Here is a 17,108-nt window from a genome sequence, read left to right as displayed (position 1 = left end):
CACCGCGTCACATCCGCGCCGACGGGCGCGAGAACTTCTGCCGCGCCTCCAGCACCGTCGTCCACCCTGCCGTTCCGGTACCGGGCCGCCCTATGATCGCTGCACTGCGGACAAGGGGGGCTTGGGATGGCGGCAGGCGGATCGGCAGCGTGGAGGGCGCAAGAGGCACGTCGGCAGGAACGGGTGCTGCGGGAGCAATGGCGGTCCGCTCGCCGACAGGCGCGTCAGTGGGAAGCGGCGAGCGAGGGCGAACGGCGGATCGCTGCCCAGCTATTGGTGCTGACGGAGCGCGGATGGCGCCTGCTTGTGGATCGTCGATGGCCGGGAACCCGCACCGCCAATGTGGACATGTTGCTGGTGGGCCCCGGCGGCGTCTTCGTCATCGACGTGAAGAACTGGCGTTCTGCTCCTGAGGTGTCGGGCGAAAAGCTCTGTGCCGGAGGTGAGCGGCGGGACGAGCACGCGGCAAAGCTGCTCGCGGTGACGAAAGCCGCCGAAAGCGCCGTCGCATCGTTGGGCATGTCTCCCGTGGCGGTCCAGCCGCTCATGGTTTTCGCGGGGCAGCGGGTCGACACCACTCTCGGCCGGATCCGGCTCCTGGGCGAACACGAGGTCGGCCCCGCGCTGTTGTCGGAGTGCCGCAGATTGCGTACGGAGGCGGTCCGCGCGATGGCCGACCACCTGGAACGGATCTTTCCCGACTATGAAGGATCGGTGGTCGAACAGGAGGCACCGCCGACGCCCGACACGTGGCAGCAGCCGGTGTCCGACGGCCTGTTCGACCTTCAGGGCCTCAGGGATGCGGCACTTGATGAGGCGCTGCGGGCTCCGATCGAGCAGTGGATGACCTTCCTCCACCCCGATCAGGTCGCATTGGTGCGCCGCAACTGGTCCGGCCCGGCGCGCATCAGTGGCCCGGCGGGCACGGGCAAGACGGTGGTCGGACTGCATCGTGCGGCTCACCTGGCCAAGCGCACCGGCGGCCGGGTCCTCTATGTCACGTTCGCCAACAACCTGCCGCGTGTGCAGGGCACCTTCCTCAGGGCCATGTCCCCGGCCGTCGCGGACCGAGTGGATTTCCGCAGCCTGCACTCCTGGGCGCAGGAATTCCTGCAGACACGCGGCGTCCCCGTACGACTGCACGGGGACAAGGCCGAAACCGCCTTCAGCCTCGCCTGGAAGCGGGTGGGGCGCGGTAGCCGCCTGGCCGAGATCGACCCGCGGCCGGGCTACTGGCGCGAGGAGATCGACCACGTCATCAAAGGCCGTGGCATCACCACCTTCCAGGAGTACGCGAGCGTGCCCCGGCGCCGGCGCCGGACGGTCCTGCGCAGGGCCCACCGACAGGCGGTGTGGGAGCTGTACGAGACGTACGAGTCCCAGCGCATCGAGCGTGGTGTGCACGACTTCAACGACGTGCTTTCTCTCGCTCTGGCAGAAGCGGCGCGTCACGCGGACCGGTCTCCGTACGAGGCCGTCATCGTGGACGAGGTCCAGGACCTCACACTCGTCGGCGTCCGCCTCCTGCATGCTCTCGTCGGCGACGCCCCCAACGGGCTGCTTCTGGTCGGCGACGGCCAGCAGGCCGTCTACCCGGGCGGGTTCCGCCTCGCTGAGGCAGGCATCGACATCCGCGGTGACCGCGGACAGATTCTGAGGACCAACTACCGCAACAGCCAACAGATTCTGCAAGCCGCGCTCACGGTCGTGGCCGACGATGCCTTCGAGGACATCGACGGTCTGCGTACACCCGGCCGCCGCGATGTCGACCTCACTTACCACGATGGGCGGGTCGTCCGCGTGACGGAGCCGACCACGAACGCACACGACCAGGCGCTCCTGGACGCCCTGCGTGCCCTGGGCGACGGCGCACGAGCCGATGCCGCCGTGCTGTGCCCGTCCACGCGGGCCATCGACCACTACCAGCGGCTGCTCATGCAGGGACACATTCCGGTATGCCTGCTGGAACACTACGACGGCCACGCTGTCGACTCGGTCAAGCTCGGCACCTACCGCAGAGCCAAGGGACTGGAGTTCAAGTACGTCTACCTGCCCCAGCACGACGGTGCCCTGTCGAACGAAGCGTCTGCCGGCGGTTCCGGCACTACGGAGGTCCCACAAACCGCGAGGGAACGCGAAGAACTGCTCCGCAGCCAGCTTTTCGTGGCCATGACGCGGGCTCGGGACTTGCTGTGGCTGGGAAGCGTCACCCCGTAGGAAGCCTCCCGGGACCCGCGCCCCTTCGCGGGTGATCAGTCCGTGATGTCGACGCCGTACCCGCGTGCGAGGGTGTCGAGGCCGTGGTCATAGCCCTGCCCGACCGCGCGCAGACGCCAGAGGGGGCCTCTGCGGTAGACCTCGGCGAGAAGCATGGTGCGTTCCGTCGTCGCGGCGTCCAGGGTGGCCCTGGCGAGCGGCGCGGCGCTGCTGCCGGGGGCGGCGCCGATCTGAATCGCGCCGATGTCGCCGAAGGTTGCTGTGCCGTCGATGGCCGCGGCCAGGACGATCTTGCGAGTGGCGGGCGGCAGCGAGCCGAGATCGATGGCGATGCTCTGTTCGGCCGGGCCGCCGGTGAGGAGCCGCACAGTTCCGGCCGGGCTTTCCGGAGCGCCGTAGAAGACGAAGTCCTCGTCACAGGTGACTTGTTCTTCCTCGTCGAGGAGGAAGGCGAGGACATCGATCTCGCAGTTGGCCTGCGGTTCCCAGGCTGCGGTGATGTGCCACTCGGGTGCGCGTGTTCCGGTCGTCACGGGCAAGTCGATGACGCCGCCCCTCGGCAGGACCCATGGCGCGTGCGACCGGGCGGCTGCCGGGGCCTGGGCGGTGGCCGTCGGCGCGGCGGCGAGCCAGCTCTGGTCGCGCACGGGGAGCTCAAGGGCGGTGACGCGACGCATGCGGCGGTCCTGTTCCCCGCCGGGAAGCAGCAGGACGTCCGTGACACTGGCTGAGAGGTTGACTGCCGCTGACCCGCCCAGTTCGACGACGCGCGTACGGGCCGCCACGGCGACAGGATGCGTACCACCGAGAACCAGTATCCGTCGCCCTGCCAGCGGCTTGCCCGACGTACCGGCGGAAACAACGGGTCGACGCGGGACGGGAACGGACACGTCGGCGGAAGACGCAGGATGGGAAGGCGTTTCCGGTGCGGGCGCAACGGCGGCGTCCGGCCCCGCCGCATCGGATGCCTCTACCTGTCCCGCGGCCGTCTCCGGCACGACAGCGGCAGCCACCCCCTCGTGGGGCGTCCCGGGCTGCACGTCGGCCAGCAGGCGAAGGAATGTCCGCTCGTCGATGACCGGCACCCCTTCGGCGACCGCACGCCGGGCCTTCGCCGATACGGCAGCGGGCTCATTGCCGACGAGAGCGCTGGTGTGCCGACTGACGGACTTCATCATGTTCAGGCCGGCGGCGACGCCCCGCGCGACCAGTTCGGCGCGTGAGGCCGCCGTCGAACCGGTGATCGCGATTTTCATCCCCTGCCGGAGCGGCCGACCGGGAACGAGCCGCCCTGGGTTGCTGTAGGCGCAGGGCGACTTGGGCGGCTGTGGCATGAACGACGAGTCCTGCCGCGGCGGACAGGGGACGAGCGGCAACGGCAGACCGAGCCGCGCCGCGTCGCGCAGCGAGGCCCGCAGGATCCCGGCCAGCACACGGGTGTCGTCCAGCGCGTCGTGCGCGCGTTGCTGCGGTACGCCGTAGTGGGCGGCGAGGGTGCCCAGCTTCATGTCGTCCGTCGGGGGATCCACCTGGCGGTTGAGGGCCAGTGTGCAGAGCCGCTGCGACACCGGCAGCCACAGCCGCGCGCGGGCGAACTCATGAGCCAGGAAGTCGTAGTCGAACTGGGCGTTGTGCGCCACGAACACCCGGCCCTGGAGCAGCTCCGCGATCTGCCCGGCGATCTGGTCAAAGGTCGGTGCGCCCTGCAGCCGTTCGGCGGTCAGCCCGTGCACCTCCACCGGCCCCGGATCGCACCCGGGGTTGAGGAGAGTCGAGAACTCCCCGGTCCGCTCGCCGTCCGGCCCGACGGTCACCACCGCGACGGACAGCACCCGGTCCCGTCGGGCCATGAGACCGGAGGCCTCGACGTCGACCAAGGCCCAGTCGTGGGCGTAGTCGCCCGCGGGGAGTGTGTCGGGACCGGTGGAGGAGAGGCTCATGAGGCCAAGGATGATCCGAAATATGGCCCTGCTTCAACCTGCATGCCGTTTTGCCCCCACCGGGGCCGATCGCGTGGCAGCCGCGGGAACCCGAACCTCCGGGCCCGGAAGCCCAGCGGTCCCGGGGCGCCCGCCGCCGTGCCCGTTCCGTTGGTGTTCCGCCGAGCCCGAGGCCCGAATTCCTCGCGGTCGGTCAGGGCACGGCAGTCGAGCGGCCTGGATCCTGCCACCGACTGATCAGATATCCCGGAAGATCTCGATCTGCGCCCCAATGGAATTCAACCGCTCCGCCAGATCCTCATACCCCCGGTTGATGACATACACATTCCGCAGCACCGACGTCCCCTCCGCCGCCATCATCGCCAGCAGGATGACCACCGCGGGGCGCAGGGCCGGGGGGCACATCATTTCTGCTGCGCGCCAGCGGGTGGGGCCGTCGATCAGGACGCGGTGCGGGTCGAGGAGTTTGACCTGGGCGCCGAGGCGGTTGAGGTCGGTGAGGTAGATGGCGCGGTTGTCGTAGACCCAGTCGTGGATGAGGGTCTGGCCCTGGGCGCTGGCCGCGATGGCGGCGAAGAACGGGACGTTGTCGATGTTCAGGCCGGGGAACGGCATGGGGTGGATCTTGTCCAGGGGGGCCTGGAGCTTGGAGGGGCGGACCGTCAGGTCGATGAGGCGGGTGCGGCCGTTGTCGGCGGCGTACTCCGCGCTGCGCTCGTTGTTGAGGCCCATCTCCTCCAGGACGGCGAGTTCGATCTCCAGGAACTCCACCGGGACGCGGCGGATGGTCAGTTCGGACTCGGTGATCACGGCCGCCGCCAGCAGGCTCATCGCCTCGACGGGGTCCTCGGACGGCGCGTAGTCCACGTCGCGGTCGATGTGCGCGACGCCGTGCACGGTCAGCGTGGTGGTGCCGACGCCCTCGACCCGTACGCCCAGCTCCTCCAGGAAGAAGCACAGGTCCTGGACCATGTAGTTGGAGGAGGCGTTGCGGATGACGGTGACGCCGTCGTGGCGGGCCGCGGCCAGCAGAGCGTTCTCGGTGACGGTGTCGCCGCGCTCGGTCAGCACGATCGCGCGCTTGGGGGCGACGGTCCGGTCCACGTCGGCGTGGTACGTGCCCTCCGTCGCGGTGATCTCCAGGCCGAAGTGGCGCAGCGCCGTCATGTGCGGCGTGACCGTACGCGTACCGAGGTCGCAGCCGCCCGCGTACGGGATCTTGAAGTGGTCCATGCGGTGCAGCAGCGGGCCGAGGAACATGATGACGCTGCGGGTGCGGCGGGCCGCCTCCGTGTCCATGGCGTCCAGGTCCAGTTCGGCCGGCGGCACGATCTCCAGGTCGTTGCCGTCGTTGATCCAGCGGGTGCGGACGCCGATGCTGCCCAGCACCTCCAGGATCCGGTAGACCTCCTCGATGCGGGCCACCCGGCGCAGCGTGGTGCGGCCCGCGTTGAGGAGCGTGGCGCACAGCAGGGCCACGCACGCGTTCTTGCTCGTCTTGACGTCGATGCTGCCGGAGAGGCGCCGGCCGCCGACGACGCGCAGATGCATGGGACCCGCGTACCCGAGCGAGACGATTTCACTGTCCAACGCCTCGCCGATCCGCGCGATCATCTCAAGGCTGATGTTCTGGTTGCCGCGCTCGATACGGTTGACCGCGCTCTGGCTGGTGCCGAGAGCCTCCGCGAGCTGCGTCTGGGTCCAGCCCCGGTGCTGCCGCGCGTCGCGGATGAGCTTGCCGATGCGTACGAGGTAATCGTCTGCCATGAGGTAGACGGTATCTCAGATATGAGATCGCGAGTAATCGGGTGGGAGGCGTAGGCGTAGGCGTTGGCACGGTCGCCGCGCGTCGCGGCTGTGGGCGCCCTGGGCCGGGTTACTCCGCCACGGCCTCCGACCTCCGTTTCCCCTTCGCCCCCGCCCTCCACCGAGCCCGCCCCTTCGGCCCCCATACGAAGGACGACACGGCTCCCACCGCCCCGGTCACGGCAGCGGCCGTCAACACCCGAGTCAGACCCACGGCGGAGCCCTGCCGGTACAGCACCCCGAACACCGCGACCCCGAGCGTCTGCCCCAGTTGCCGGAACGTGGTCATGGCTCCGGCCGCCATGCCGCCCCGCTCCGGCGGAAGCGCGGCGAAGACCGCGGCTCCCAGTACCGGGCCCAGCAGGCCCACACCGACACCGGTGACCGTCAATCCGAGCGCGAGAAATCCCACGGACGAGTGACTGCCGGGTACCGCCTGAAGGGCGCAGCCGATCCCGCTCAGTCCCAGCCCCGTACCGAGCACCGCCCGAGGCGATGCCCCGTGCAGCCTGCGGCCGCTGATCAGAGAGGTGGCGAAGGAGGCCAGCGCCAGGGGCATGAGCGCCAGTCCGGCGCGGACCGGGCCCAGCCCGAGTCCCGACTGGAGCCACAGCGAGGTGTAGACGAGGGCCGCGAAGGCGGCGGTGGAGGCCAGGGTGCACAGCATCACTGCGGAGAACGCGGGGCGGGCGAAGAGCCGTACGTCGAGCAGTGGGGCGGTGCCGCGCAGTTCGGTACGGATGAAGGCGGGGAGGGTGATGGCAGCGAGGCCGAGCAGGCTCAGCACCTCGGGCGAGGACCAGCCCTTCTCGCCCGCCAGGGTGAGGGCGTAGGTGAGCGAGCCCGCGCAGAGAGCGAAGACGGCCATGCCCGGCAGGTCGGTGCGCGTCCTGGTGGTCCGCCGGTGCCCGTCCAGCACGCGCAGGGTCAGCACGATGGTGGCGACGATGAGCGGGACGTTGAGGAAGAAGACCGACCGCCACCCGAGGCACTCCGCGAGCAGGCCCCCGAGCATCGGGCCGGCCGCGGCGCCCAAGCCCGTCACGGCACCGAACACGCCCATGGCCCGCCCCATGTCGGGCCCCCGGTACACCGAGCCGATGAGTGCGAACGTGGACACCGCCAGCGCGGCGCCACCGACACCCTGTACGCCCCGCGCCGCGATCAGTACGCCTGCGCCCGGGGCCAGCGCGCAGCCCAGCGAGGCCAGTCCGAACACCGTGAGCCCGGCGACGTACAGCCCGCGCGCGCCGAAGCGGTCGCTCAGCGACCCCATCGGGAGCATGAGCACCGCCAGTACCAGCGTGTACGCGTTGGCCACCCACTCCAGGGCGGACAGCGGCGCGGCCAGGTCGTCACCGATTCGGGGGAGGGCCACCGACAGCACGGTGGTGTCGAGGAGGAACACGAAACTTCCCGAGCAGACGGCCGCCAGCGGCCACCACTTGCGCATGCTGCTTCCTTCTTCGGAGACATCAGAGATCTCAGAGGTTGTGGAGGTTTCAGAGGCATTGCGTCTCTGCGGTCCCCGGGTCGGCGAAGGCGCCCGGGACGCCGTCTCACCTTCGGCGCGCCGGGGTGCCGGACCCCAGCCAGGCCCTCCGCGGTGGCGGAAACTGGCACACTCATGGGCCATGAAGACGGATACGGTCACACTCGACGGGATCGACCGGAGTATGGTGCACGCGCTGCAGCTCGACGGCCGGGTGCCGTTCCGCCTCGTCGGTGAGGTGCTCGGCGTGTCCGAGAGCACCGTCGCGCGCCGTTACCGCCGGTTGCGGACCGCCGGAATCCTGCGCGTCGTCGGCACGCTCGACGGCTCCCGGCTCGGCCACAGCGCGTGGACGATCCGCGTCCAGTGCACGCCGGACGCCGGGAACGCCCTGGCCAAGGCGCTCGCGGCCCGCCCGGACACCTCGTACGTCCACCTGCTCTCCGGCGGTACGGAGATCTCGTGCAGCGCACAGACCCCCACCACCGAGGAGAGCGAGGTCCTGCTGCTGCACAAGCTGCCCCGCACGGCCCGCATCACCGCGGTGTCCGCGCACCTCCTGCTCGATTCCTACGCGCTGCCCAGCAACTGGTCGGGCCCGGCGTGCCTGCCCCCCGAGCAGGCCGCGGCACTGACCCCGCCGCCTCCGGAGGCGGCCGAGATCTCCCTCGTGCCGGAGGACCGTCCGCTGCTCGAACTCCTCGCGCGGGACGGGCGGGCGAGCCACGCCGAGCTGGCCGCCGCCACCGGGCGCCCGGAGTCCACCGTCCGGCGGCGGCTGAACACGCTGCGCCGGGCGGGGGTGCTGGCTTTCCTGGTCGACATCCCGCCGACCGCGCTCGGCTTCCGTGCCGAAGCCCGCCTGTGGATGTCGGTACGGCCGTCCCAGGTCACCGCCGTGGCGTCCGCGATGGCCTGCCACCCGGAAGTCTCCCTGGTCGCGCTGACCACCGGGCCGACCAACCTCCTCGCGGCCGTCAACTGCCGTGACGCGCTGGACCTTTCGCGCTACCTGACGCAGCGCATCGCCGCCCTGGACGCGATCCGCGCCATCGAGACGGCCCCGGTCATCCGTACCGTGAAGCGCGCCGGGGCCCTGCTGCTTCTCTGAAGAGCGCCCTTACCCCCGCAAGAACCCCAGCACCTCATCCGTCTGCCCGAAGACCGCGTGCCCGACGCCGGGCAGCAGCCGCACGGTCGCGTCCGGGACGTTCTCCTGTACGCGCCGGGCCGTGCCCGCCGAGTCGAAGAGCGCGTCGTCGGTCCCGGCGATCAACAGCAGCGGGACGTCCAGGCCGCGGAGCGCGTCGTCCGAGAACACCGGCAGCCGCTCCGTACGCGGTACGAAATGCTGGAAGGTCAGCACTACTTGGTCGAGGACCGGGGCGGCCTGCGGCGTACTCAGGCCCGTGGCGCTCTGTGCGGAACGGCGCATCCCCCGGCGTCCGAACGAGCGCAGGAGCAGGGCCTTGAAGAGCAGGCCCATCCGCTGTCTTCCCAGGCCGCCGGGGCACAGCAGAGCCAGGCGGGTCACCCGGCCGGGGCGGCGGGTGGCGTGGTCCAGGGCCATCCAGCCGCCGAGGGAGGTGGCGACGACCGGAGTGGTTCCGATTCCCAGGCCGTCCAGTACGTCGTCGAGCCACCGCGCGTACGCGTCGGAGGTCAGGGGCGGGCGGGACGGCGCGCTCAGGCCCGGTTCGCCGATGAGGTCGACGGCGTACGTACGGAAGTACCGCGACCAGGTGGCGACGTCGCCCTGCCACATGCTCGCGTTCGCCCCCGCGCCGTGCAGCAGGACCAGCGGCGGAGCCTCCTTCGGGCCGGAGACGACGACGAAGGTCTCGCCTTCGCCGGTCGGTACCCGTATGTGCTCGGCGGGGACCGGCCAGTTGTCCAGCGCTTCCTGGTAGTGCCGCCGGAGCCGCTGCTCGCCGGCCTCGGACTTGTAGATCGTGCTCACGAAGAGAGCACCCCCTCGATGTATTCGAGCAGCCGGGCCGTGTCGGCCGGGCCGCCGAGAATGATGACCTTCATCCGGGCCCGCTCCGGGTTGTACGCCGTCTCGATCCGCAGGGGCCGGTCGCCGGGGCCGCGGTGGGCGACCGAGGCGGTCAGCGACGTGGCCACCCGGTCGGCGGTCCGGGCGTCGACCGCGTCGATCTCCACGATGCTCGACACCTCGCTGTGCCGGGACCCGCCGGCCGGGTCCCCCGGAGCGGCGGGAACCGGGCGGCCGGTGAAGGCTTCCAGGTCCTCGTGCGCGATCCGGTACTGCTTGCCGATGCGGACGGCGGCGAGCCGCCCGTCGCGCACGTAGTTGCGGACAGTGCGTACGTGCAGGCCGAGACGGTCGGCTACTTGTTCCACGGAGTAGAGACGATCGTTCACGGCAACAAAACTACCTTAACCTTCCCTATCTGTCCCTCAGGTAGGGAAGGTTAAGGTAGTTCAGCGCCCTCAGTGCGTGGACAGCGTGGCTGACGTGGCGCCTTACCGCCTCCCACCCCGGGTCCGCACCAGCAACCACAGGAAGTACGGCGTCCCGATGACCGCCGTGAGGAGTCCCGCTCCCAGCTGGGCCGGTGCGATCACCGTCCGGCCCACCATGTCCGCCGTCCCCACCAGCACCGCGCCCAGCAGCACCGCCACCGGCACCACCCGTACGTGCCGTCGGCCCACCAGGGCGCGGGCGGCGTGCGGGGCGACCAGGCCGACGAAGGCGATGGTTCCGGTTGCGGCGACGGCCGCCGCGCTCAGCAGGACGCCCAGTGCCAGGAGGCCGAGGCGCGCCCGGGGGACCCCGAGTCCCAGGAGCCTCGGAGTGTCCTCGTCGAGTGAGACGAGGTCGAGTTCGGTGCGCCGGGCGACCGACACGGCGACGCCGGCCGCGAGGACGACGGCAAGCGGCAGGAGGTCGGGCAGCGTCCGTCCGTACGTCGAACCGGACAGCCAGGTCAGCGCCTTGGTGGCGTTGAACGGGTCGGTGAGGACGATGAACAGGCTGATCAGGGCGGCGCTCGCGGTGGCGACACCCATACCTACCAGCACCAGGCGGTTCTGCCGGAAGCCGCCGCGCGCGGACAGTCCGAAGACGAGCGCGGCGGCCAGGGCGGCGCCCGCGAAGGCAGCGGCGGCGAGGCCGGCCGGACCGGCCTCGGGCGCGGACGTCACCAGGATCACCGCGCCCAGCGCCGCGCCGCCGGAGACGCCCATGACGCCCGGGTCGGCGAGCGGGTTGCGGGTGACGGCCTGGACCAGGGTGCCCGCGAGGGCGAGGGCCGCTCCTGCCAGCAGGGCGGCGAGCACCCGTGGTACCCGGGTGTCCAGGACGAAGGAGACGGCCCGTCCGGCCCTGCCCTGCGCCCAGTTCGCGACATCGCCGAGCAGCAGCTTGGAGTCGCCGAGCAGGACGGAGACGACGGTCACGGCGATCAGTACCGCCACCAGCGTCCCGGTCACCGCCAGGAAGACGGTACGGCTGCGGATGTGCAAGCGGTCGGGCGGAGCGGCGGCACCGGTGTCCCGGCCCCGGGTCGCCAGCACCACCAGGAAGACGGCGCCGACCAGGCTCGTCACCACGCCGGTCGGCACGGCCACCGCCACATCGGCCGGTACCACCGCCCGCAGCGCGACGTCCGAGCCGAGCACCAGCGCCGCGCCGGTCAGCGCGGACCGCGTCACGCTCGCGCGCGTACGGGAGAAGCCGCGGTACCGGCGCGCCAGCAGGCGTACGAGGGCCGGGGCGCTCAGCCCGACGAAGCCGATCGGCCCGGCGAGGGTGACGGCCGTGGCGGACAGCAGCGCCGCCAGCACGACGGTGATCACCCGGGTGGCCCGCACCGGTACGCCCAGGCCCCGCGCGGCGTCGTCGCCGAGTGCCAGGGTGTCGACCCGGCGGGCGACCAGCAGCAGCCCCGCCAGTCCGGCGGCGGCGAGCGGCAGCAGCCACAGCACTCCGCCGAACCCGTTCTGCGCGATGCTGCCCTGGTTCCACTCGTACAGCCCTTCCGTCCGTTCGGGGAACAGCAGCAGCAGTCCCTCGGTGACGGAGGTGAGGCCGAGGGTCAGCGCGCTGCCCGCCAGGACCAGCCGTACGGTCCCGGTGCCCAGCCCGGACAGCCCGAGGACGACGGCCGCGGCCGCCAGCCCGCCGACGAAGGCGACACCGGACGAGGCGAGCAGCGGCAGCGAGACGCCGGTCGTGGCCACAAGGCCGAGCGCGAGGTACGAACCGGCGTTGACCGCGAGGGTGTCGGGTGCGGCGAGGACGTTGCGGCTGACGGCCTGGAGAGCGGCGCCCGCCATGCCGAGGGCCGCGCCGACCAGCAGCCCGGCGGTCATGCGCGGCAGCCGGGAGGCGACGACGACGGAGGCGTCCGCCGCGTCGGCCTGCCCGGTGAGCGCCTTCCACACCTCCGCCGCGCCGACACCGGAGGTGCCCTGCGCGATATCGACGAGCGCGAGGGCGGCGATCAGCAGGACGAGCCCGGCCGTCACCGCGACCGCGCCGCCTTTCCGGGGCGCCGCCGCGGCGGTGGGGGCAGGGGGAGCGGTGGTGGTGACGGTCATGATCTTTCGCGGAGGTCTCGTCGTCACTTCGTCAGCGCGGCGACGACGGAGTCGACGTACGACTCCATCGACCCGGTGCCGCCGAACATCCACACACCGTCGGGCAGCCGGTGCACCTTGCCCGCCTTCACGAACGGCAGCGACTTCCAGACCGCGTTGCCGGCGAGCACACCGGTGAACGGCGAGGCGCTTTTGTCGTCGTCGCTGCCGATGTACGCGAACTCCACGTCACCGAGCTTGGTCAGCCCCTCGACGTCGGTCTTGGCGAGCCCGTAGGGCGGGTCGCCCTTCATCGACCAGGGGTTCTTCAGCCCGAGCCGCTCGTTCACCGCGCCGATCAGCGAACCGGCGGTGTACGGCCGGATCGTCACCTGACTGCCCTGCACATAACCGTCCGCGAAGGCGAACTTCGTGCCCTCGCGCCCGGCTGCCGCCAGCTTCCGCCGGCCCTCCGCGAGCTTCGCCTCGAAACCCTTCTTGAGCGTGTCGGCGCGCTTTGTGGTGCCCGTGGCCTTGGCGATCAGGTCCAGCTCCTTTGTCATCTGCCCGATCGGATCCGTCTCGTCGGCGGCCTTCAGCTCCAGCACCGGGGCTATCTTCCGCAACTGCGTGAGGGCGGCCTTGGGCAGGTCGCTGGTGGCGACGATGAGATCGGGCGCGAGCGCGGCGACGGTGTCCATGCTCGGCTCGCCGCGGGTGCCGATGTCCTTCGGCTCGTTCTTCAGCGGTACGGCCCTGTCCCAGGACTTGTACCCCTTGACGTCGGCGACGCCGGCCGGCTCGACGCCCAGCGCGGCCAGGTGCTCGACGACGTTCCACTCGGTACCGACGACCTTCTTGGCGGGCCCGTCCAGCTCCACCTTCGTACCGGACGCATCGGTGAGGGAGATGCGCCCGGCGGACGTCCCGGCCTGGTCGGCGGCGGGCCGGGTCGTACCGCACGCGCCCAGGGTAAGCGCGGCGGCGGTGGCCGCCGCGACGGTGAGCAGGAGTCGTCTCATGAGGTGGCACCGAGCCTTTCGCTGTGTGCGTTGCGCGCGTCGCGCGCGTTGTGCTGGTTGTCCGGTGTGGGTGCCGGGCCGCCGTCCGGCGTCCGGCGGGTGTGGTGCCGGCCGATCGCGCGGGTGCGCAGCCGTCCCGTCGACGGGTCGGTGGAGACCTCGATCCGGATGCCGTACGTGTCCGAAAGCCGCTCCGGTGTGAGGACGTCCGCCGGCTCCCCGTCCGCGATCACCCGGCCCGACCGCAGCAGCACGATCCGGTCGGCGACGGCCGCCGCCTGGTCCAGGTCGTGCAGCACCACCCCGACGGCGATCGCGTGGTCGTCCGCCAAGTCCCGTATCAGGTCCAGGAGTTCCACCTGGTAGCGCAGGTCGAGGTAGGTCGTCGGCTCGTCCAGCAGCAGTACGCCGGTGTCCTGCGCGAGGCACCCCGCGAGCCACACCCGTTGCAGCTGGCCGCCGGAGAGGTGTTCGGCGCCCCGCTCGGCCAGGTCGGCGACCCCGGTCATCCGCAGCGCCCGCTGCACCGCCTCGTGGCCGCCCGGGTCGGCCCGGCCCCAGCGCCCCCGGTACGGATACCGCCCGAACTCCACGACATCCCGCACCGTCAGCCCGCTGGGCGTGGGCCGCCCCTGGGGCAGCAGCGCGACCCGCCGCGAGAACTCGCGCGGTGTGAGCGCGAAACCGTCCGTCTCCTCGCCGAGGGTCAGGGCCGCACTCCGGGCCCGCTGCAATCGCGCCACGGTGCGCAGCAGCGTCGACTTCCCACTGCCGTTCGGGCCGACCAGGACGGTCACCTGACCCGGCGACAGCTGGAGGGACGCCCCGTGCACGACGTCGACACCGTCGTACGCCACGGTGACATCCGTCGCGGACAGGGTGTCGCCGCGGGGCTGCGCGGACTGGGGGAGTTCTTCACCGGCCTTCACGCGGCAAAGGTTAGCCTAACCTAACTTTTGGCCGAAACCTGGTCCTTCGAAGTGGAAACCCCGGTCCTTCCTGTTCCTTCCTGATCCTTCGAAGTGGGTGAGGTGGAGGGGCTGTTCAGGGGAGGCTGCTCAGGGCGCCGCCATACGAGCGAGTAACGCCAGAACAGCCGGCGGCGCAGTCGCGCGCCGGGCAGGACCGAGCGGGCCTGGCGGACGATGTCGGGGAAGGACATGTCCGCGGGCCGGGTCCTGGCCGTCATCGAGACCGGGCGAGGCGCTGTGCGGCCCCTGGTCTTGAGCCAGCCGATGGCGGCGTTGAGCGGGGCGGCCGTAATCCCGAGCAGGTAGTCAGCCGGAGTCGCCGGGCGGGACAGTCCGAGGATCACGAGGGTTCCGCCGGGTGCCAGGTGCCGCCGGAAGGCGGCGAGGGCTTCGGCGAACGGCAGGTGGTGGATCACGGCGACGCAGGTGATGACGTCATAGGAACCCGCGGGAATCCCGGCCGGCGCGTCCGCGGTCGCGAAGGTGACGGGCGCTGCCGGAGGGGTCAGTTCCCGCGCCCGGGCGGTGATCTCCGGATCGGGGTCGATGCCGAGCACCGTACCGGCGCGTGTCGCCAGGAGCCTGGCCAGGTCACCGCTGCCGGAACCGACGTCCAGGGCGCTGCCGAAACGCCGGGGGAGGCGCCGGAGGATCCACGGATGGTAGTGGGCGTTGTGGTCCCACGGGTGGGCGGCGTTGAACCGCTCAAGGGCTCGCCGGGCGCGGTGCGCGAATGCGGTCATGCCGTCACCCCATCAGGCTGCGTGCGCCTGCGTCACCTCCCTGGCCGCACGGGTGGGGTGGAGGCGCGGTATCCGCGGCCATCAGCCGGCGGGCGGCGTGAGGACGGTCCGGTCGAACGGCCCGCCGTGCGCGGCGGCGTACGCGACGGCGTCGTTGACGGCGTCGAGGGGAAAGGCCCGGACCCGTTCGGGACCGAGATCGAGCGCGCGTGACGCGAGGAGCCGGATCATGCCGACGCTCGCCGAGCGCGGGTACATCCACTGTCCGCGCACGGTGACCGAGTTGCGCATGATCCACGGGTAGGGAAGAGCGAGATCCGCGCCGCCGAGCATGCCGACACCGCCCATGAGGACCACCCGGCCGTACTCGCGGACGGTCATGGCCGCGGCGCGCGTCACCGAGCTGGGCGCGGCGGGCGGGAGGAGGTCGATCACCATGTCGACCGGGCCTTCGGCGGCTGCGGACATGGCCGTACGGTCGGTGTCCTCGTCCCCGGTCAGCTCGACCGGGCGCACGCGCCGGCCGAACCGGTCGGCGAGGAGTCCGAGGGCGGCGCGGTTGCGCCCCGGCGTGATCACCCGCCCGGCCCCCATGGCGAGCGCCACGGCGACCGCGGCGCTGCCGAGGTTGCCGGTGGCCCCGCTGACGAGCAGCGTCTCACCGGCTTCGAGGCCGCCCGCCAGCAGCCCTCCGTACGGGATGGTGTACACGCCGACCGAGCACCAGCGCGCCGGGTCGTCCGCTGCTTCCGCAGGCAGGGGATACACGTTCTCCGTGGGTACTCGCATCAGTTCGGCGTATGCCCCGTCGTGCAGGTACCGGGCGAGCCGCGCGCCGCCTTCGCCGCGGGAGCTCCATCCTTGAAGCGTGATGTCGGGGGTCAGCGCGTCGTCGCGGGAGCGGACCGTGCAGTCGCACCACACCAGGTCGCCGACGCGCAGCCGAGTGGCATCCGGCCCGGCGCTGACGACCCGCCCGACGCCGCCGAGGCCGGGGACCACCGGGGGTTCGAGCGGGTAGTTCCGCCGGCCGCCGAAAACCTCCCCGGCGTACGGCGCGACGCTGCTCGCGAGGACCTCGACCACCACTTCGCCGCCGCCCGCCACGGGATCGGGCATCTCCTGCACGGTGAGCGGGGCACCGAACTCCGTCAGAACTGCTGCACGCATCTGCCTGCCTCCTTGATCGTTCGTCGTGAGGCTAGGACGGCGTGAGCCATGCGCCAAGCGAAGATCTGGCATCCCTGATATGCGTAATGCGCATGGACATCTCCAGTACGTCTCTGCGGGTTCTGCGGCAGGTCGCCGAGTCGGGAAGCTTCACCGCGGCGGCCTTCCAACTCGGCTACACCCAGTCGGCGGTCTCACGGCAGGCGGCGGCCCTCGAACGGAGCGCGGGCGCCGTACTGTTCGAGCGCCGCTCCGACGGGGTGCGGCTCACCCCCGCCGGCCTGGCCCTGCTCCGGCACGCTCGCACCATCCTGGACTCCGTCGAGGCGGCCGAACACGAACTCGCCGGCTCCGCCGCGCGGCCGGAACCGGTGCGGCTGGGCATGTTCCCCAGCGCCGGGGCGGCGATCCTGCCCGACGTGCTCGCCCGGCTCGCAACGACGGCCCCGCACATCACGGTCACGACACGCGAAGGCACCACGCCCGGCCTGATGCGGTCCGTGCGGGCGGGCGCCACCGACATCGCCGTCCTGACGTCCCGCCCGCCGCACCGGCCGTCGGACGGCGAGTCCCCCCGGCTGCACATCGAAACGGTCGAGGACACCGAACTGCTCGTAGGGGCGCCGACGACCGGCTCGTTCGCCGGCCGCACCGCGGTCCACGTCGACGAGCTGGTCGACGCCCCCTGGATCGACACCCCGTCACCGGATGCCGAACCCCTGCTCGGCGTCTGGCCCGGCCTGCCCGGACGGCCGCGCATCGTCCACACCACGAGCGACTGGCTGACGAAACTTCGACTGGTCGCCGGCGGTTTCGGCGTGACCACCGTCCCGTCCCGCATGTCGGCGGCGCTGCCGCCCGGCGTGAGCCTGCTGCGCGTGGACGGCGTGCCCCCGGAGATCCGCCGGATCCTCGTGGCGCGGCTCCCGGGACGGCCGGCCCCGGCGATCTCCGCCGTCGTCCGGGCGATCACCTCGATCGGATGACGGCGGTCCCCGTGACCTGTCGCAGTGAAGGTTGAGCGATTCTCAGCGAAGGTTGAGTGAGCGTATTCAGCGTTGCCGCTCCAGGGTGAGGACGGCTTTGCTGATGACGGTCATGTGGTTGGGGCTGATGCGGGATCTGCGGAAGATCTGCGTCGAACGAAGGACGCCCCCACCGGGCAGGCGGTGGGGGCGGGCCCTTCGTTCGACGCGACC

At 71.4% G+C, this 17,108-nt stretch carries 12 protein-coding genes and 2 pseudogenes; 3 read left to right on the top strand and 11 right to left on the bottom strand.

Going from position 1 to position 17,108, the window contains the following annotated elements; translation table 11 throughout:
* Positions 1-183: 183 nt before the first annotated feature.
* Complete coding sequence (locus tag IH45_RS0120065; protein WP_234440601.1) at positions 184-2,217, top strand: nuclease-related domain-containing DEAD/DEAH box helicase; 2,034 nt, start codon at positions 184-186, stop codon at positions 2,215-2,217.
* Between the two features lie 35 nt (positions 2,218-2,252).
* Here the strand turns inward: IH45_RS0120065 and IH45_RS0120060 are convergent, their stop codons facing one another.
* The 3 genes from IH45_RS0120060 to IH45_RS0120050 form a co-directional block, all read right to left on the bottom strand.
* Entirely contained in the window at positions 2,253-4,157 is a 1,905-nt protein-coding gene (locus tag IH45_RS0120060; RefSeq protein ID WP_030669878.1) for a TerD family protein, read from the bottom strand.
* A 237-nt stretch (positions 4,158-4,394) separates the two neighbouring features.
* Positions 4,395-5,924 (bottom strand): helix-turn-helix domain-containing protein, encoded by a 1,530-nt coding sequence (locus IH45_RS0120055; protein WP_030669874.1) that lies wholly within the window; start codon positions 5,922-5,924, stop codon positions 4,395-4,397.
* 109 nt (positions 5,925-6,033) lie between these two features.
* Positions 6,034-7,416, bottom strand: coding sequence for an MFS transporter (locus IH45_RS0120050; protein WP_078897668.1), 1,383 nt, complete (start codon positions 7,414-7,416; stop codon positions 6,034-6,036).
* Positions 7,417-7,597: 181 nt separating this feature from the next.
* Between IH45_RS0120050 and IH45_RS0120045 the strand changes: the two genes are divergently transcribed.
* Positions 7,598-8,566: an Lrp/AsnC family transcriptional regulator gene (locus IH45_RS0120045; protein ID WP_030669867.1), complete on the top strand. Its 969-nt coding sequence runs from the start codon at positions 7,598-7,600 to the stop codon at positions 8,564-8,566.
* A gap of 9 nt (positions 8,567-8,575) precedes the next feature.
* On the opposite strand, the gene IH45_RS0120040 is transcribed toward IH45_RS0120045, so the two are convergent.
* The 7 genes and pseudogenes from IH45_RS0120040 to IH45_RS0120010 all read right to left on the bottom strand — a co-directional run bounded on the left by IH45_RS0120040 (position 8,576) and on the right by IH45_RS0120010 (position 15,909).
* Positions 8,576-9,415 carry an alpha/beta fold hydrolase gene (locus IH45_RS0120040; RefSeq protein ID WP_030669863.1) on the bottom strand — a complete coding sequence of 280 codons (840 nt, stop codon included), beginning with the start codon at positions 9,413-9,415 and terminating at the stop codon, positions 8,576-8,578.
* Entirely contained in the window at positions 9,412-9,843 is a 432-nt protein-coding gene (locus tag IH45_RS0120035; protein WP_030669860.1) for a helix-turn-helix domain-containing protein, read from the bottom strand. Before IH45_RS0120035 ends, IH45_RS0120040 begins: the two co-directional genes overlap by 4 nt.
* 102 nt (positions 9,844-9,945) lie before the next feature.
* On the bottom strand, positions 9,946-12,024 hold the full coding sequence (locus tag IH45_RS0120030; RefSeq protein ID WP_030669857.1) for an iron ABC transporter permease: 2,079 nt from the start codon (positions 12,022-12,024) through the stop codon (positions 9,946-9,948).
* A gap of 23 nt (positions 12,025-12,047) precedes the next feature.
* Complete coding sequence (locus IH45_RS0120025) at positions 12,048-13,025, bottom strand: ABC transporter substrate-binding protein (protein WP_030669854.1); 978 nt, start codon at positions 13,023-13,025, stop codon at positions 12,048-12,050.
* Positions 13,022-13,954: an ABC transporter ATP-binding protein gene (locus tag IH45_RS0120020; protein WP_030669852.1), complete on the bottom strand. Its 933-nt coding sequence runs from the start codon at positions 13,952-13,954 to the stop codon at positions 13,022-13,024. The genes IH45_RS0120025 and IH45_RS0120020 overlap by 4 nt, the downstream gene beginning before the upstream one ends.
* 131 nt (positions 13,955-14,085) lie before the next feature.
* Positions 14,086-14,739: pseudogene (locus IH45_RS0120015) on the bottom strand (class I SAM-dependent methyltransferase); the annotation flags it as partial.
* 81 nt (positions 14,740-14,820) lie between these two features.
* On the bottom strand, positions 14,821-15,909 hold the full coding sequence (locus IH45_RS0120010) for an alcohol dehydrogenase catalytic domain-containing protein (RefSeq protein WP_030669844.1): 1,089 nt from the start codon (positions 15,907-15,909) through the stop codon (positions 14,821-14,823).
* Between the two features lie 92 nt (positions 15,910-16,001).
* Between IH45_RS0120010 and IH45_RS0120005 the strand changes: the two genes are divergently transcribed.
* Positions 16,002-16,895, top strand: a complete 894-nt coding sequence (locus IH45_RS0120005; RefSeq protein WP_030669841.1) for a LysR family transcriptional regulator — start codon at positions 16,002-16,004, stop codon at positions 16,893-16,895.
* Between the two features lie 66 nt (positions 16,896-16,961).
* Here IH45_RS0120005 and IH45_RS1000000147945 read toward each other — a convergent pair.
* Positions 16,962-17,057 (bottom strand): annotated as a pseudogene (locus IH45_RS1000000147945) (IS5/IS1182 family transposase); the annotation flags it as partial.
* Between the last annotated feature and the right edge of the window lie 51 nt (positions 17,058-17,108).

The sequence above is a fragment of the Streptomyces rimosus subsp. rimosus genome (assembly GCF_000720725.1).
In the GTDB taxonomy this organism is placed as follows: Bacteria; Actinomycetota; Actinomycetes; order Streptomycetales; family Streptomycetaceae; genus Streptomyces; species Streptomyces rimosus_A.
This window is presented reverse-complemented; position numbering and strand designations above follow the sequence as displayed.

What these genes read in the sequence shown, in the direction of transcription:
- IH45_RS0120050 (WP_078897668.1), bottom strand. Translation starts at nt 7,416, where the DNA reads ATGCGCAAGTGGTGGCCGCTGGCGGCCGTCTGCTCGGGAAGTTTCGTG.
- IH45_RS0120025 (WP_030669854.1), bottom strand. Translation starts at nt 13,025, where the DNA reads ATGAGACGACTCCTGCTCACCGTCGCGGCGGCCACCGCCGCCGCGCTT.
- IH45_RS0120055 (WP_030669874.1), bottom strand. Translation starts at nt 5,924, where the DNA reads ATGGCAGACGATTACCTCGTACGCATCGGCAAGCTCATCCGCGACGCG.
- IH45_RS0120005 (WP_030669841.1), top strand. Translation starts at nt 16,002, where the DNA reads ATGGACATCTCCAGTACGTCTCTGCGGGTTCTGCGGCAGGTCGCCGAG.
- IH45_RS0120030 (WP_030669857.1), bottom strand. Translation starts at nt 12,024, where the DNA reads ATGACCGTCACCACCACCGCTCCCCCTGCCCCCACCGCCGCGGCGGCG.
- IH45_RS0120010 (WP_030669844.1), bottom strand. Translation starts at nt 15,909, where the DNA reads ATGCGTGCAGCAGTTCTGACGGAGTTCGGTGCCCCGCTCACCGTGCAG.
- IH45_RS0120045 (WP_030669867.1), top strand. Translation starts at nt 7,598, where the DNA reads ATGAAGACGGATACGGTCACACTCGACGGGATCGACCGGAGTATGGTG.
- IH45_RS0120060 (WP_030669878.1), bottom strand. Translation starts at nt 4,157, where the DNA reads ATGAGCCTCTCCTCCACCGGTCCCGACACACTCCCCGCGGGCGACTAC.